Annotated in this window: 18 protein-coding genes; 8 read left to right on the top strand and 10 right to left on the bottom strand. The window is 73.0% G+C overall.

The genetic code is table 11. The annotated features are described in order from the left end of the window. A partial coding sequence (locus CKO43_RS21650) for a CvpA family protein (RefSeq protein ID WP_200379926.1) occupies positions 1-290 on the bottom strand: 290 nt, incomplete at its 3' end. Between the two features lie 115 nt (positions 291-405). Here CKO43_RS21650 and CKO43_RS21645 point away from each other — a divergent pair. The 4 genes from CKO43_RS21645 to CKO43_RS21630 all read left to right on the top strand — a co-directional run bounded on the left by CKO43_RS21645 (position 406) and on the right by CKO43_RS21630 (position 3,507). Then, entirely contained in the window at positions 406-792 is a 387-nt protein-coding gene (locus CKO43_RS21645) for a Fur family transcriptional regulator (RefSeq protein WP_200228484.1), read from the top strand. A gap of 135 nt (positions 793-927) precedes the next feature. Next, entirely contained in the window at positions 928-1,713 is a 786-nt protein-coding gene (locus CKO43_RS21640) for an ATP-binding cassette domain-containing protein (RefSeq protein ID WP_200379925.1), read from the top strand. Between the two features lie 35 nt (positions 1,714-1,748). Beyond that, the gene (locus CKO43_RS21635; RefSeq protein ID WP_207185174.1) at positions 1,749-2,576 is read left to right on the top strand and encodes a metal ABC transporter permease; all 828 of its coding nucleotides are present in this window, start codon (positions 1,749-1,751) and stop codon (positions 2,574-2,576) included. Positions 2,577-2,583: 7 nt separating this feature from the next. Continuing rightward, positions 2,584-3,507: a metal ABC transporter solute-binding protein, Zn/Mn family gene (locus tag CKO43_RS21630; RefSeq protein WP_200379924.1), complete on the top strand. Its 924-nt coding sequence runs from the start codon at positions 2,584-2,586 to the stop codon at positions 3,505-3,507. A gap of 12 nt (positions 3,508-3,519) precedes the next feature. Here CKO43_RS21630 and CKO43_RS21625 read toward each other — a convergent pair whose 3' ends face one another. Further along, positions 3,520-4,224: an LrgB family protein gene (locus CKO43_RS21625; RefSeq protein ID WP_200379923.1), complete on the bottom strand. Its 705-nt coding sequence runs from the start codon at positions 4,222-4,224 to the stop codon at positions 3,520-3,522. Further along, positions 4,221-4,634, bottom strand: a complete 414-nt coding sequence (locus tag CKO43_RS21620; protein ID WP_200228495.1) for a CidA/LrgA family protein — start codon at positions 4,632-4,634, stop codon at positions 4,221-4,223. The genes CKO43_RS21625 and CKO43_RS21620 overlap by 4 nt, the downstream gene beginning before the upstream one ends. 77 nt (positions 4,635-4,711) lie before the next feature. Here CKO43_RS21620 and CKO43_RS21615 point away from each other — a divergent pair, with 77 nt between their 5' ends. Continuing rightward, entirely contained in the window at positions 4,712-5,587 is an 876-nt protein-coding gene (locus CKO43_RS21615; protein ID WP_346014427.1) for a LysR family transcriptional regulator, read from the top strand. A gap of 4 nt (positions 5,588-5,591) precedes the next feature. Here the strand turns inward: CKO43_RS21615 and CKO43_RS21610 are convergent, their stop codons facing one another. Then, the gene (locus CKO43_RS21610) at positions 5,592-5,939 is read right to left on the bottom strand and encodes a hypothetical protein (RefSeq protein WP_200379922.1); all 348 of its coding nucleotides are present in this window, start codon (positions 5,937-5,939) and stop codon (positions 5,592-5,594) included. Positions 5,940-6,236: 297 nt separating this feature from the next. Between CKO43_RS21610 and CKO43_RS21605 the strand changes: the two genes are divergently transcribed. Further along, the gene (locus CKO43_RS21605) at positions 6,237-9,179 is read left to right on the top strand and encodes a hybrid sensor histidine kinase/response regulator (protein WP_200379921.1); all 2,943 of its coding nucleotides are present in this window, start codon (positions 6,237-6,239) and stop codon (positions 9,177-9,179) included. Between the two features lie 9 nt (positions 9,180-9,188). On the opposite strand, the gene CKO43_RS21600 is transcribed toward CKO43_RS21605, so the two are convergent. The 3 genes from CKO43_RS21600 to CKO43_RS21590 form a co-directional block, all read right to left on the bottom strand. Then, positions 9,189-10,151: a Bug family tripartite tricarboxylate transporter substrate binding protein gene (locus CKO43_RS21600; protein WP_200228503.1), complete on the bottom strand. Its 963-nt coding sequence runs from the start codon at positions 10,149-10,151 to the stop codon at positions 9,189-9,191. Between the two features lie 153 nt (positions 10,152-10,304). Continuing rightward, on the bottom strand, positions 10,305-10,631 hold the full coding sequence (locus tag CKO43_RS21595; RefSeq protein ID WP_200228504.1) for an H-NS histone family protein: 327 nt from the start codon (positions 10,629-10,631) through the stop codon (positions 10,305-10,307). Between the two features lie 159 nt (positions 10,632-10,790). Further along, positions 10,791-11,915, bottom strand: coding sequence for a helix-turn-helix transcriptional regulator (locus CKO43_RS21590; RefSeq protein WP_200379920.1), 1,125 nt, complete (start codon positions 11,913-11,915; stop codon positions 10,791-10,793). Positions 11,916-12,070: 155 nt separating this feature from the next. Between CKO43_RS21590 and CKO43_RS21585 the strand changes: the two genes are divergently transcribed. Beyond that, the gene (locus CKO43_RS21585; protein WP_200379919.1) at positions 12,071-12,553 is read left to right on the top strand and encodes a hypothetical protein; all 483 of its coding nucleotides are present in this window, start codon (positions 12,071-12,073) and stop codon (positions 12,551-12,553) included. 14 nt (positions 12,554-12,567) lie between these two features. Here the strand turns inward: CKO43_RS21585 and CKO43_RS21580 are convergent, their stop codons facing one another. Further along, positions 12,568-13,014, bottom strand: a complete 447-nt coding sequence (locus tag CKO43_RS21580; protein ID WP_200228507.1) for a hypothetical protein — start codon at positions 13,012-13,014, stop codon at positions 12,568-12,570. A 252-nt stretch (positions 13,015-13,266) separates the two neighbouring features. Between CKO43_RS21580 and CKO43_RS21575 the strand changes: the two genes are divergently transcribed. Continuing rightward, positions 13,267-13,878 carry a TetR/AcrR family transcriptional regulator gene (locus CKO43_RS21575; protein ID WP_200228508.1) on the top strand — a complete coding sequence of 204 codons (612 nt, stop codon included), beginning with the start codon at positions 13,267-13,269 and terminating at the stop codon, positions 13,876-13,878. Positions 13,879-13,891: 13 nt separating this feature from the next. Here CKO43_RS21575 and CKO43_RS21570 read toward each other — a convergent pair whose 3' ends face one another. Further along, complete coding sequence (locus CKO43_RS21570) at positions 13,892-14,428, bottom strand: DUF4337 family protein (RefSeq protein WP_200228509.1); 537 nt, start codon at positions 14,426-14,428, stop codon at positions 13,892-13,894. A gap of 34 nt (positions 14,429-14,462) precedes the next feature. Next, the gene (locus CKO43_RS21565; RefSeq protein ID WP_200379918.1) at positions 14,463-15,077 is read right to left on the bottom strand and encodes a hypothetical protein; all 615 of its coding nucleotides are present in this window, start codon (positions 15,075-15,077) and stop codon (positions 14,463-14,465) included. Between the last annotated feature and the right edge of the window lie 184 nt (positions 15,078-15,261).

Here is a 15,261-nt window from a genome sequence, read left to right as displayed (position 1 = left end):
TTCAGCGCCCGGCGCTGCGTGCGCTCGGGCACCGCCGCCACCACCGGCGACAGCAGCGCGCCGGCCAGCACCCGCCCGAGCAGCAGGCAGGCGACGAAGGCCAGCGGCGCCGCCCAGGCGCCGCCTCGGGTCCCGGCCAGCGTCAGTGGCAGCGGCCAGGCCCAGAGCGCGAAGGCGACGCTCGCCACCAGCGCCACGAGCGCGGCCGCATCGGCGACGAAACCGCGGCGCAGCCCCAGCAGCGCGCCGAGCAGCACGATGGTGTAGAGCAGCAGGTCGACGGGGTTCATCGGCAGTCGGGTCGGACAGCCCCACGTCCGGCAAGCACCGCACCCGACCCTGCGCAAAACCCCGATAGTGCGAACGCACTATCATTAGCGCCCGCCTCCACCACCCTTCCGATGCATGGAACGCAACACCCGCCAGCGCTCTGCGATCCGCGACGCGATCGTTCAGGCCGCGCGCCCGCTGCTGCCGCAGGAGGTGCTGGAGCGCGCCCAGCAGGTCGCGCCGGGGCTGGGCATCGCCACCGTCTACCGCAATCTGAAGGCGCTGGTCGACGAGGGCCAGCTGCGCACCGTGACGCTGCCGGGCGAGAACCCGCGCTACGAGCCGGCCGAGCACCGGCATCACCACCACTTCCAGTGCACACGCTGCCAGCGAGTGTTCGACGTGCACGCCTGCCCGGGCGACCTGTCGCGGCTGGCGCCCCCGGGTTTTTTCGTCGAGGACCACGACTTGACGCTGTACGGCTGCTGCCGCGACTGCGGCGCGCCCGCGGCTGCCAACTGATGCCGGCCGGAGCAACACGATGCTGATGGCAGGCGCTCTGGCCCGTCTCGCGGGCGCGGCACTGATCGTTGCGGTGCTTTGGGCCGCGGTCGCCTGGGCGATGTCATGAACACGCGCCACCCAACCGGGGCCCCTGTGCACGCGGCGCAAGCGGCCGCCAAGCCGGCCGCCGCACGCGCCGCCGCCGTGCGCCTGCACGACCTGACCGTCTCCTGGCGCGGCCACCCCGCGGTGCACCACCTGAGCGGCGCCTTCGAAACCGGCTGCGCGACCGCGATCGTCGGCCCCAACGGCGCCGGCAAGAGCAGCCTGATGGCGGTGCTCGGCGGCACGCTGCGGCGCTACCAGGGCCGCGTCGAACGCGACCCGGCGCTGCGTGTGGCCTATCTGCCGCAGGCCGGCGAGATCGACCGTTCGTTCCCGGTGCGGGTGCACGAGTTCGTCGCGATGGGGCTGTGGCAGCGCATCGGCTGCTTCGGCGCCGTCGACGAGGCGATGCGCGGGCAGGTGCATGCGGCGCTGCACGCGGTCGGGCTCGACGGTTTCGAGCAGCGCCCGATCGGCGAGCTCTCGATCGGCCAGATGCAGCGTGTGCTGTTCGCGCGCCTGGTGGTGCAGGACGCGTCGCTGATCCTGCTGGACGAACCCTTCAACGCCCTCGACGAACGCACCACCGCCGACCTGCTGGTGCTGCTCGAGCGCTGGAAGGCCGAAGGCCGCACGCTGATCGCGGTGCTGCACGACCTGCCGCAGGTGCGCGCGCACTTCGAGCGCACGCTGCTGCTGGCGCGCGAGAAGGTCGCCTGGGGGACGACGGCCGAGGTGCTGTGCGACGAACACCTGGGTGCCGCACGCCGCATGGCCGAGGCCTGGGACGCGCACGCGCCGCGCTGCACCGTCGAGACGGAGACGGCGCCGTGACCGAGCTGCTGCAACCCTTCGTCGAGTTCGGCTTCATGCGCCGCGCGCTGGTCGCGACGCTGGCGCTGTCGCTGGGCGCCGCGCCCATCGGCTGTCTGCTGGTGCTGCGCCGCATGAGCCTGGCCGGCGACGCGCTCGCGCACGCCGTGCTGCCGGGCGCGGCGGTGGCCTATCTGATCGCCGGGCTGTCGTTCCCGGCGATGAGCGCCGGCGGTTTCGTCGCCGCGCTGGTGGTGGCGCTGGCGGCGGGTTTCGTCACGCGCAACACGCCGCAGCGCGAGGACGCCAGCTTCGCCGCCTTCTACCTGATCGCGCTCGCGCTCGGCGTGCTGCTGGTGTCCTGGCGCGGCAGCCAGGTCGACCTGATGCACCTGCTGTTCGGCAGCGTGCTCGCCGCCGACGACGCCGCACTGCTGCAGACCGCCGGCGTCGCCAGCCTGACGCTGTTCGCGCTCGCGCTGGCCTGGCGCCCGCTGGTGCTGGAGAGCTGCGACCCCGGTTTCCTGCGCAGCGTCGGCGGCCCGGGAGCAACGGTGCACGCGCTGCTGCTGGTGCTGCTGGTGGCCAATCTCGTCAGCGCCTTCCAGGCCCTGGGCACGCTGATGGCGGTCGGCCTGATGATGCTGCCGGCCGCGGCGGCGCGTTTCTGGGCCGCGGGGCTGGCGGCGATGTGTGTCGTCGCCGCGGCCATCGGCGCGGCCTCGGGTGCGCTCGGCCTGCTCTGGAGCTACCACGCCGAGCTGCCGTCGGGTCCCTGCATCGTGCTCGTCTGCGGTGCCGCCTATCTGGCCTCGGTGCTGTTCGGCCGCCGCGACGGCGTCTTCGTGCGCCGGCTGCAGGGCGCGCGCCACCTCCAACGCTGAAACCCCGATGACCACCCTGCCCCGCCGCCACCTGCTGCTCGCCGCCGCCCTCGCGCCATTGGCCGCCCGCGCCCAGGACGGCGCGGCGCGCGGCGGCCGCGTCGTCGCCAGCTTCTCGATCCTGGCCGACCTGGTGCGCCAGGTGGCGCCGGCGGACATCGAGGTCACGGCGCTGGTCGGCGTGGACGCCGACGCCCATGCCTGGGAGCCGCGCCCGGGCGACGTGCGCCGGCTCGCCGGCGCCGACCTCGTCGTCGTCAACGGCCTGGGTTTCGAAGGCTGGATGACGCGGCTGGTGAAGAACTCCGGCTACCGCGGCGCGATCGTCGTCGCCAGCGAAGGCGTGGTGGCGCGCCGGCCGGCGCACGCCGAGCACGAGGACCACGATCACGACCACGGCGACGTCGACCCGCACGCCTGGCAGGACCTGGCGCAGGTGCGGCGCTACGTGCGCAACATCGCCGCCGCGCTGGCGCGGCGCTGGCCGGCGCGCCAGGCCGAAATCGCGCAGCGCGCCGGCGTCTACCTCGAACGCCTGGACACGCTCGACCTGCGGCTGCGCCGCCTGGTCGACAGCGTGCCGCAGGCGCAGCGCCGCGTGATCAGCTCGCACGACGCTTTCGGCTACCTGGGCGCGGCCTACGGCATCGAGTTCCTGGCGCCGCAGGGCTGGACGACGCACAGCGAGCCCTCGGCGGCGGCGGTCGGCCGCCTGGTGCGCCAGATCCGGCAGCAGCAGGTGAAGGCGCTGTTCGTCGAGAACATCAGCGACCCGCGCCTGGTCGAGCGCATCGCACGCGAGACCGGCGCGCGTGTCGGCGGCACGCTGTACTCCGACGCGCTGTCGGCGCCGGGCGGCCCGGCGGCGAGTTTCCTCGCGCTCTACGACTACAACGTCAGGACGCTGGTCGCCGGCATGAGCGGCCGCTGAGGCCGGCGCCGTTCAGCGCAGCGCCAGCGCCAGCAGCGGCGCGGCCAGCACGTTGAGCGCGCCGACCAGCACCATCACCAGGCCGGCGACGGCACCTTCTTCCTGGCCGACACGGTGCGCCTGGGCGACGCCGGCGCCGTGCGCGCCCATGCCGAAGAGCGCACCGCGTGCCAGCGTCGAGCGCAGCGGCAGCCAGCGCAGCAGCGCCTCGCCGATGCTGGCGCCGAGCACGCCGGTGAAGACGACGAAGACCGCCGCCAGATTGGGCACGCCGCCGATGTCGTCGGCCACCGTCATCGCGAACGGCGTGCTGACCGAACGCGGCAGCAGGCTCAGGCGCAGCTCGCCGCCGACCCCCAGCCACGACGCCAGCCACCAGGCGGTGAGCATGGACACCGCGCTGCCGACCAGCATGCCGACGGCCAGCGCCGCCGCGTGGCGGCGCAGCAGCGCGCGGTGTTCCCACACCGGAATGGCGAAGGCCACAGTCGCCGGCCCCAGCAGCAGCATCAGCCAGTGCGTGCCACGCAGGTACTCGGCGTAGCTGCCGTGCAGCGCCAGCACGACGATCAGCATCACCGCCGGCGTCAGCACCAGCGGCACCGTCCAGGCGCGCGGGTGGCGCCGGTGCAGCGCCTTGGCGGCGACGTAGGCGACGATCGTCGGCAGCGACCAGACGAGCACCGCACCCGCGCCGCCGCTCAGCGCCGGGATCACGGCTGCACCGCGCTGCGGCGCAGCATGAACTCGACCGCCAGCGCCGTCGCCGCCATCACCACCAGCGTGCCGCCGGCGATCACCGCCAGCAGCTTCAGCCCGAGCCAGCCGAAGAGCTCCGGGTGGTCCAGCACCGCCAGCACCGCCGGCACGAAGAACAGCAGCATCTCGGCGATCAGCCAGCTCGCACCGCGCCGCCAGCTGGCGACCTGCACGACACCGGCGGCCAGCAGCGCCAGCAGCAGCGCCATGCCGACCAGGCCGCCGGGCAGCGGCAGCCCGGTGCTGCGCACGACGAGTTCGCCAAGCAGCCAGACCAGCCCGATCGCGGCGAGCTGGCCCAGGCGGCTCTGCCGCCAGCGGCGGCGCACCGCCACCGTCGTGCCGCGCCAATCGAGGGGGTAGTCCATGGCTTGCACTCTAGGAGCCGGCGCAGCATGATGAAAGCGAATCTTTAGACTGACTCCCAGTCCAAACTGGAATGGACATCAAACTGCGCGCGCTGCGCGCCTTCACCGAAGTCGTGCGCCAGGGCGGGTTTTCGCCAGCGGCGCGCCAGGTCTTCGCCACCCAGTCGGCGGTCAGCAAGGCGGTGCGCCAGCTCGAGGACGCGCTCGGTTTCATGCTGCTGGACCGCAGCGTGCAGCCGGCGCGGCTCACCGCCGCCGGCGAAATCGTGCTGCGGCGCTCGCTGGTGGTGCTGGCGGAACTCGACGACCTGCGCGGCGAACTCGACGAGTTGCGCGGCCTGCAGCGCGGCGTGCTGCGCCTGGGGCTGCCGCCGATCGGCAGCAGCCAGCTGTTCGCGCCGGTGTTCGCGCGTTTTCGCGGCCTCTACCCCGGCATCGAGGTGCAGCTGGTCGAACACGGCAGCCGCCGGCTGGCCGAGATGCTGCGTGCCGGCGAGCTGGATCTGGCCGGCCTGCTGGTGCCGATGGCCGACGAGTTCGAGTGGCAGTCGGTGCGCGAGGAGCCGATGACGGTGCTGCTGGCCGAAGCCGGGCCGGCGGCGGCCGACGGCGACTCGATCGCCTTCGCGGCGCTGGCCGGCCTGCCTTTCGTGCTGTTCGAAGCCGGCTTCGCGCTCAACCCGATGGTGCTGGACGCCGCGCGTGCGGCCGGGCTCGAGCCGCACGTGGTGGCGAGCACGAGCCAGATCGAGTTCATGGTCGAACTCGTCGCCGCCGGGCTGGGCGCGGGTTTCCTGCCGCGGCTGATGGCGCAGACGCGGCAGCGCCCCGGCCTGCGCGTGCTGACGCTGCGCGAGCCGGCACTCAGCTGGCACCTGGCGCTGGCCTGGCGCCGCGGCGGCTACCTGTCGCACGCCGCGCGGGCGTGGCTCGAGCTGACCGCAGCCGGTTGAGGCTTCAACGCGCCGGCTGCGCGCGTGTCGCCCAGCCCGAAGCGCCGAAGACATCGACCCGGGCGCGGCGCGAGACGTTGTAGTGCAGCTCGGTGCCCGGCGCGGCACCGAGCACGGCCAGCGTGCGCTGCAGCAGCGTCCGCGCGGCGTCGAGTTCGGCCACCTCGACGTCGATGCGGTGGAAACGCAGCGGCCGCAGGCCGGCATCGCCGGCTTCGCCGAGCGAGCTGCCCCAGCCCAGCAGCGTGCCCAGCCCGGCGTCGGCGAGTGCACGTTCCAGCGCCTCGTGCATCGGGTGGTGGGCGTCGGCCGATTCTTCGGCCGTCGGGATCTTGACGTACAGAAAGTCCATGGAAAACCCAGAGCAAGGCCGGCACTGTACGGCGGCTGCGGCCAGGGCCGGGTCGGCGGCTCACGCCGTGGCGCAGCGGGCGCGGCGTCTTTCACGCCCGCTCCCTGCACAGGAAGCCGCCGGCCGGCGGCGGCGCGCGTTTAGACTGCCGCAGACCCGCGCACACGGCCGCGCCGCAGGCGCCGGCGATCACAAGAACCAGGAGATCGAGCTGATGGGCATGCGCCGCGAGCGCCCCCGGACCGCCACGGCAGGCGCGGTCCGCCGTCCGGCCAGACCGTGGCCCGCAGCCTGAGCATGGCTGCGGCCCCGCGCCCCGGCGCGCGCCGGTGGCTCGCCGTGTTCGCCGCCCTCGTGCTCGCCGTGCTGCTCGCTTCCGCCTGGCAGGCGCGCAACCGCAGCACCACGGCACTCGACGCCCGCAGCGAGCGGCTGCAGCAGGCCGCCGAACGCCTGCATGCCGGCGCGCTGCGGCTGGCGCTGGCCGGACGCGACGACGGCCAGCGCCGCGAAGCCGAGCTGCTGCTGCGCCAGTCGGCCGCGGCGGCGCTCGAGATCGGTCGCGCCAGCAGCCTGGTGACGCCGGCGTCGGCCTTCTCCAGCGGCGTCGACTCGGCGCTCGCCGCCGACCCGGCGCAGGCGGCCGAGGCGCTGCCGGCGCTGACGCAGCAGTGGCAGGGATTCGAGCAGGCTGCCCGGGTGCAGGCGACGGCCGCGCGCCGCCAGGCGCAGCGCCGCTTCGTGCTGGTGCTCGCCGTCAGCACGCTGCTGGCGGCCGCGCTGCTGGCCTGGAGCCGGCGGCGGGCGCGGCCGGCCGAGGGCGAACTGCCCGAGACCCTGATCGAGGACAGCGCGCTGGCCCAGCTCGCCCCCGGCGAACGTGCGTTCGGCGCGCTGCCCGGCGACACCCAGCCGATGCTGGTCGCCTACTGGGACCGCGCGCTGAAACTGCGCTTCGCGAACAAGGCCTATCTCGAGTGGTACGGCCTGAGCCGCGAAGACGTCATCGGCCGCACGATGGGCGAGGTGCTGGGCGCGCAGGTGCCGGTGCAGCGCCGCGAAGCCATCGAGCGTGTGCTCGGCGGCGAGGTCATCCAGACCGAGATGGACATCCGCGGCAGCGGCGGGCGCATCGGCCACTTCTGGATCTACCGCCTGCCCGACCGGCGCGGCGGCAAGGTCGAAGGCTTCTTCTTCATCGCCACCAACGTCACCGAACTGAACGAGGCCCGGCTCGCCGCCGAGGCCGCGAACCAGGCGCTGGCGCGCGCCGAGGCCTTCACGCGCGAGGTCGCCGACAACCTGCCGGTGCTCGTCATCTACTGGGACCACGAGCAGCGCTGCCGCTTCGCCAACCACGCCTGCCAGGACTGGTTCGGCCGCAGCGAGGCCGAGATGCTGGGGCGCACGATCGCCGAGCTGATCCCGGAACCGCAGTACGCCGCCGCGCTGCCGCAAATCGAAGCCGCGCTGCGCGGCGAACGCCAGCAGTACGAACGCGCGATCGCACGCGCCGACGGCAGCGTCGTGCCTTTCTTCGCCAACTACGTGCCGCGGCGCATCGACGGCCAGGTGGCGGGATTCATCGCCGTGTTCACCGACGTCAGCGCGCTCAAGCAGGCCGAGAACCGGCTCGCCGAGATCAACGTCGAGCTGCAGCAGCGCGCCGCGCAGGCAGAGGCGGCGACACGCGCCAAGAGTGCCTTCCTGGCCAACATGAGCCACGAGATCCGCACGCCGATGAACGCGATCATCGGCCTGACACACCTGCTCGCGCGCGACATGCGGGACGACAAGCAGCGCGAGCGCCTGCGCAAGATCGACGGCGCCGCCAGCCATTTGCTGCAGATCCTCAACGACGTGCTCGACCTGTCCAAGATCGAGGCCGGCAAGCTGCGGCTGGCGCCGACGGACTTCGTGCGCGACGAGCTGATCGCGCGTGCGCTCGACGTCGTCGAAGGCCAGGCGCGCGCCAAGGGGCTGGAACTCGTCGTCGACACCGACCACGTGCCGGCGCGGCTGCACGGCGACGCGCGGCTGCTGTCGCAGGCGCTGATCAACCTGCTGGGCAACGCGGTGAAGTTCACCGAGCGCGGCTGGATCCGGCTGCGTGCCGAGGTGCTGCAGCAGGACGGCGAGCGCGTGTACGTGCGTTTCGAGGTGCAGGACACCGGCATCGGCATCGAGCCGCAGCAGCAGGCGCGGCTGTTCACCGCCTTCGAGCAGGCCGACAACTCCAGCACGCGGCGCCACGGCGGCACCGGTCTCGGCCTGGCGCTGACGCGCCACATCGCCGAGCTGATGGGCGGCCGCGCCGAAGCCAGCAGCCAGCCCGGCGCCGGCAGCCGCTTCAGCTTCAGCGCCTGGCTGGCACGCGCCGCCGCCGCGGCACCGGCGCCAGCCGCACGCGCCCTGCCCGCGGCGCTGCGTGCACTGGTCGTCGACGACCTGGCCGAGGCGCGCGAGGCGATCGCCTCGCAGCTGGAACAGCTGGGCATCGCCGCCGACACCGCGGCCGGCGGCGACGAAGCCCTGGCCCGCGTCGCCCAGGCGCGCGCGGCCGGCCGCGGCTACGAGCTGCTGCTGGTCGACTGGCGCATGCCCGGCTGCGACGGGCTGCAGACGCTGCAGCGGCTGCGCGCCGCGCCCGCCGGCGCGCCGGCACACACCATCCTGGTCAGCGCCGAAGATGCACCGACGCTGCACGAACTCGGCCGCGAAGCCGGCTACGAAGCGGTGCTGATGAAGCCGCTGACGCCGTCGACGCTGCACGACACGCTGGCGCGCCTGCTGCAGCCGGCGCTGGACGAGCCGCGGGCCGCCGGGCCGGCCGGCGACGCCTTCGAACGCCTGCGCGAACGGGCCCCCGGGCGGCGCGTGCTGCTGGCCGAGGACAACCTCGTGAATCAGGAGGTCGCGCGGGCGCTGCTCGAGTCGGCCGGGCTGGAGGTCACCATCGCCGCCGACGGCCGGCGCGCCGTCGAACTGGCCTGCAGCCAGCCCTTCGATCTGGTGCTGATGGACGTGCAGATGCCGGTGCTGGACGGGCTGGACGCGACACGCAGCATCCGCGCGCGGCTCGGGCGCACGCTGCCGATCGTCGCGATGACGGCCAACGCCTTCGGCGAGGACCACGACGCCTGCCTGGAGGCCGGCATGGACGGCCATATCGCCAAGCCGGTGGACCCGCCGCTGCTGTACGCCGAGCTGCTGCGCTGGCTGCTGCCGCGCGTGCGCTGAGGCCCGGCCTCATTCGGGCACGAAGCCCGACGCCTTGAGCAGTTCGGCCGCGGCCGCGACTTCGCTGGTGATGAAGCGGCGAAAGGCCGCGGACGGCAGCGGCGCCGCTTCGATGCCCAGGCCGGCGAACGCCCCCGACTGGTTCAGCGCCGCGGTCGCGGCCTGCAGCGCCGCGTCGAGTTCGGCGACCCGCGCCGGCGCGGTGCCGCGTGCGGCCCAGACGCCGTACCAGGAGTGATAGCTGAAGCCCGCGAGCCCGCTTTCGTCGAATGTCGGCACCGCGGGCAGCAGCGGGCTGCGCTGCAGCGAGGTCACCGCCAGCGCCCGCACCTGGCCGCCGCGCACCAGCGGCAGCAGCGCGACCACCGAGTCCAGCAGCAGGTCGGTGTGGCCGCCGGCGACGTCCATCAGCGCCGGCTGCGTGCCGCGGTAGGGCACCAGGTTCAGCTTCAGGCGCGCCAGCTGCGCCAGCCGCAGCGTCGCCAGATGGCCCGGCGAGCCGACCGAGGCGATGCCGGCGGTCCAGGTGCCGGGCTCGCGCCGCACCGCGGCCAGCAGTTCCTGCAGCCGCGGCTCGCGCCGGCCCGGTGCCACGACCAGCAGCAGCGGCGCCTGGCCGATGCGGGCCAGCGGGATGAAATCGGTCTGGGGGTCGTAAGGCGGACTGGCGAGCACCTGGCGCGCCAGCACGTGGGTGGCGGCCGAGAACAAAAGCGTGTGGCCGTCGGCCGGCGCGCCGAGCACGAGGCGGGCGCCGATGCTGCCGCTGCCGCCGGGGTGGTTTTCCACCAGCACCGGCACGCCCAGCCGCTGCTGCAGTTGCGGCGCGAGCAGCCGGGCCGCGGCATCGACACCACCGCCGGCGGCGAACGGCACGACGAGGCGCACCGGCTGGCCGCCACCCGCGAACGCCGCGACCGGCGACAGCAGAGCCGCCAGCAGCAGCGCCGCCAGGCGCATCAAGCCGGGCATCGACAGCTCATCACGCTCTCCTGGGCGACCAGCGGGACATGCCCGAGCATGCGCGCGCCGCAGCGCGCGCACAACGCCATCGGCAGGAGGGGCCGCCGGCGCCAGGCCCGGCGGCGTGGGGCCGCGCGCTCCAGAAGAGCGCGCGGGCCAGGATCACTGGACGCGGAAGTCGTCCAGCGTCTTGCCGCCGGCCAGTGCCGCGCGGATCCATTCGGGACGCTTGCCGCGGCCGACCCAGGTGTTGCCCTGGCCGTCGGCATAAACCGGCTTGCCGACGGCCTTGCGCGCACGCGCAGCCTTGGGCGCCAGGCCGAGGTCGGCGGCGCTCAGGCCGTAGGCGGCGATCTGCGCCTTGATGCCGGAGACGACTTCGGCGATCTCCTTCTTGCGCAGCGCTTCGGCTTCAGCTTGCAGTTTGCCGATCTGCGCCTGGATTTCAGCGTAGGTGGCGCTCGGCGCGACGTTCTTCTTGGTTGCCATTCGGTGATGTTCCGTCGTCAATAGGGATGAAAAGGATAAGGCCAGAACGCGGGATCGCGGTAGATGGTTTACACATCCTGGCGCGCCGCAGGGCGAATGATGCGCGAATGTTCAATTGGCCGCACGGGCGCGGACGATGCGCTGCGGCGCTCTGCGGCCTCAGCCGGCGATGCGCCGGTCGACGAGCAGGCGCAGTTCGGCGGCATCGGCGACGCCGAGTGAACGATAGGCCTTGCGAACGTGGTCGACGACGGTGCTCGAGCGGATGTGCATTTCATCGGCAATGGCGGCGTAACTGCGGCCGCGATGCAGTCCGGCGCAGACGTGGACCTGGAATGCGGTCAACGGCAGTTGCCGCAGCACCCGGTGCACGGCCACTGACCGCGGCTCCAGACGCTGCAGCGTCAGCAGCGTCACGCCATCTGCCGCGTCCGCATCGAATGGCTGCAGGCGGCACGCCACGGCGACGAAACGGCCGTTCGGGTTGGTGATCGTCATCGACGCGTCGTCGCGCGAATGCGGCCGGGTGCCGGCCGGCGGCGGCTGGCGCACGGCGAGCAGCAGGCGCGCGAACAGGCGCTGCACACGCGCCGGCATCGAACCCTGCAGCGCCGCGCGGGACAGCCCGCCGTCGGCCAGCAGCAGCAGACGCGGCGCGCCGGCCGACGCCTGCAGCAGGCTGCCGTCGGGCGCGATCAGCAGCATCTCGGCGGGTTCGGACGCCGGCACGTAGACCTCGTCATCGGCGGCGCAGCCGGTGTTTTCGAGCGCACGCGCAACCCAGGGCAGCAGGGCCGCGAGCGCGTTTTCCTCCTCGGCGTCGAAAGGCGGATCGTCGGGGCCGCGATAGAGAACGAGACTGCCGAGCAAACGCCCCGAGGCGCTACGCACCACGCCCTCGATTCGCGAATGAAAACCTTGCGGCCGCCAGATCTCGTGATAGAGCGCCGATTGGCGGAATTCGGCCGTCATCAGCGGCAGCGCGCTGCGAACCCCCCCGGGTGTGCGCCGCAGCGACTCGAACGCCGGCATCCATCGGGTCTCGAGCTTGTTGTGGAACTCGTCGAAGTACAGGCGGGCGATGCGGGTGTCGATCGGGCCTTCGATGAAGTAGTGCAGCAACCGGCCTTCGGCATCGGTCCAGTCGAAGAGATTGCGGGCACTCGGTATGACCGCGTGCAGCGCGTCGAGCAGCGCCGGCACGAATTCGAGCGGCGGCAGCTGCGCGTCGCAGAGAACCTGCAGATGCGCCAGCGCACGTTTGGGCACGAATGAACGCGACATCGCCGCATTCTGTTGTCAGCGAACCGGGCTTCGCACCCCACGTTCGGCGGCCCGCCCGGCAGCTGATGACCACGCGGTCGACCCCCAATGCGGGGGGCGACCGCGTGCGGCCGCAGGTCCAGATTGGGCTCCAGCCGAAACGCCGGGAGCCCGTCTTGTCGCTGACCCTGGAATGCGCCAGCTTCGAGCCGCCCGGGCTGGGCATCCGCGTCGAGCGCGCGGCCGACGGCAGCAGCTTCACGGTGGTCTTCGAAGGCCTCGCCGCCGAAAGCCGGGCCGACGATCCGGACCCGATGCCGCAGGTGCGGCTGCTCGACGCGCTGGTGCGCTGCGAGGGCGAGGGCCGGGTGTCGATCCAGATCCGCGGCGGCGCCAGCGTCTCGGGCGAACACGGCTTCGCCTACGGGCTGGCCAACGCCAACGGCCGCCGCCTGCACCTCGTGCCACCCGGCGGCGACGAGCCGGCCGCGGCCGCCGCCACCGCGCAGGTCCTTGCCGGCGGCGACCTGCGGCTGTCGCTGGTGCTGCTGGCCCAGCACGACCCGGCCGACCAGGCCGGCACGGCGCTGGCGTGGGTCGACTCGATCGAGATCACGGTGATGCCGCCGCAGGCCGCGCAGCATGCGGCGCGCGCCTGAAGCCGCGGTCCGGCTCAGAGCCAGCCGAAGTGCGTGCGCACCTGGTGCGCGGTGACGTTGATCGGCTCGGTCGGCGCCTGGGGAAACTGGCGCATCGCCGCGCCGCGCACGCCGCCCGGGTTCTGGCCGAGCACCGCGATCGACTTCAGGCGCCAGCCCGCGGCGCGCAGGTGCTCGAGATAGGCCTGCGCGTCGGGCAGGCCCGCGGCGTCGTTCGGATTGGCCAGCGGCAACAGGCAGAACAGCGTCGCCGTGCAGCGCCGGCCGGCGAGCTCGCGCTCGAAGTCCTCGGGCGTCGTGCGCGTCTCCTGCAGCGCGCCGGCGCGGGCGTAGAGCCGCAGCACCGGCCCGCCCGAGACCGGCTGGATGTCGCGCAGGCTGCGGTTGAAGCAGCCGGTGAGGCTGCGCACGATGGTCGACTTGCGCGTGTTGGGGTTGCCGATGAGTACGTAGGCGTCCACGGGGGTCCTGGGAAGTCGTGCCGCCGCCATGATGCTCCGGCGCGCGCCGTGCCGGGCGCTAGCGTGGTGCGACCTCCGCCACCGGCACGAAGTACGGGCGATAGACCGGCCAGATCGTGCAAGCACCGGCGTCGGGTGCCGACCAGAATGAGAGCTTGAAGCAGGTCCGGCCGCGCCCATGCGGCCGTGTCGTGTGCCTGCGCTCTGGAGGCCCCTCACCGGGTGCTCCGCCCCTCAACCCTTGGCACCACGTTGGACGGCTTTCTCGGCGAGTTCGAAATCTGGCTGGCGATGGTCGGCCTGGGCAGCGGCAGCTGGATCGGCTACGTGCTCGCCGACAGCCTGAACGAGACGATGCGCTCGGCCGCCGAACGCGCCGGCGTGCTGAAGGACCGCACCGAGGGGGGCAACGCCGCGCTGGCCGCACCCGCTGCCGACCCGGCGGACGGTATCGAGCGCGCCGCCGCCCCGGTGCGCAGCGACATCGACGCCCTCGCCACCGGAATCATCGAGCGTTACCTCGACCTCTGGGAACACGAACCCGGCGAAGCCGCGATGGAGACCACGGTACGCGCGGCGATGGCGATCTCGCTGTCGCTGCAGGAGCACGCGGCGACGCAGCAGGAGGCGGCCAAGCGCCGCATCACCTGCGGCATCGCGCCGCTGCTGGAGATCGACAACGCCGCGCTGCGCGCGCAGCTCGTCAACGCCCAGTTGCTGGGCACCGCGGTGATGCGCCACATCGTCAAGGCCGAGCCGCTGGCCAGCATGAGCGTGCCGCAACTGGTCGAGGCGCTGGTGCCGGCGGTGGGCCGCAGCCTGTCCGAGCCGATGTTCCGCGACGACCCGGCCGGGCGGCGCTGAGGCTGGCGCCGCCTCAGAACCAGCCGACGAAGCCGTCGGCGAAGTACACCAGGCCGACCGCGCCCACCGGCAGCGCCGCCCACCAGATGCGCCTGGCCTTCATCAGGCTGGCGATCGAGCTCAGCAGGATCGTCACCTGCAGCAGCAGCACGGCGATGCCGAAGGGCTGGTTGTGGCGCTTGGCCTCGTCGCGCTGGGCCTCGAGCTCGCGCGCCTTGGCCTCGATCTCGTGCTTCTCGCGCCCATAACGGTCGATCTGCGACTGCAGCTCGCCGATGTGCTTCTCGTAGTCGGCGCGCGCCGGGTTGGCTGCGGGCAACGCCTCGAGCTGCAGCCGCAGCTGCTCGGCCTGAAGCTCGAACAGGTGCTGCTTCATGCTCTTGGCCTGATAGAAGCTCCACTGGTCGGAAGCCAGCGCCTGGTTGATCACGCTCTGCGTCGAGTACGAGCCGCCCTTGAAGGTCGACAGCGTCGCGCTGACGGCGAAGATGACGGTGGCCAGCGACATGCGCTTGAGCCAGGTTTCGGTGTCCTTGTCGGTCTCTGCCACTGGGGATCCACGAAGCGGTGGTGAAGAAGTCGGTTCAGCGCCCGGCCGGTGCCGGGCAGGTGCTGCTCTGGCCGTCCAGGCCCTCGTGGCCGATGCTGAACTCGGCCGTCGTCGTGCCGCCTTCGCCGCGGCGCAGGCGCACTTCGTAGAGGCTGTCGAAGTCGTCGTCGGCCCAGCCCGGCACGCGCGCAGCATCGCCGCCAGCGCCGGCGACGAGCGCGCGCGCGAGCCGCGCCGCCCAGTGGTGCTCCCAGGCGACGACATAGGTGCCGGCGGGCTGCGCCAGCAGGTGCGCCGCCAGCGGCTCGACCTGCTCCATCGACCAGTGCAGCTGCACCGGCAGCCCGGCACGCACCGCCAGCGGCTCGATCGTCGCCAGCGGGCGGATGTAGGCATAGGGCACGCCCTTGTCGGCCTTCAGCACCGACGGGTCGGGCGCGTACAGCGCGCTCGGCGCGCCGTAGGTGCGCAGCAGCACCGCCGGCAGCGCGAGCGCGCGGTTCAGGCCGCGGCAGTCGAGCTGGCCCAGGCCGAGCGGCGGCTTCTCGGCGTGGCGCAGGATGACGATGGTCGTGTCCGCCGGCGCGGCGACGGCAGCGGCGGTCGCGCACAGCAGCACGGACGCGACGCAACGGCGGTATCGGGACATCGGGACGGTGGCGGTTGAGCGGCAGGATCGTGCCGCGGGGCGCCAGTCTAGCCAGTGCGCCCCGGCTTCAACGCCTGTTTGCAGCTGCTTGTGCCGCCAGACGCTGGATCGGCTGTCGGGGTGGCGCCGAGAATCGCGCCCGGCGCCTTGCGGCGCCCGCCCCGCCCCTTCACCTGGAACCCGC

This window comes from Rubrivivax gelatinosus (genome assembly GCF_016583785.1).
In the GTDB taxonomy this organism is placed as follows: Bacteria; Pseudomonadota; Gammaproteobacteria; order Burkholderiales; family Burkholderiaceae_C; genus Rubrivivax; species Rubrivivax gelatinosus_B.
This window is presented reverse-complemented; position numbering and strand designations above follow the sequence as displayed.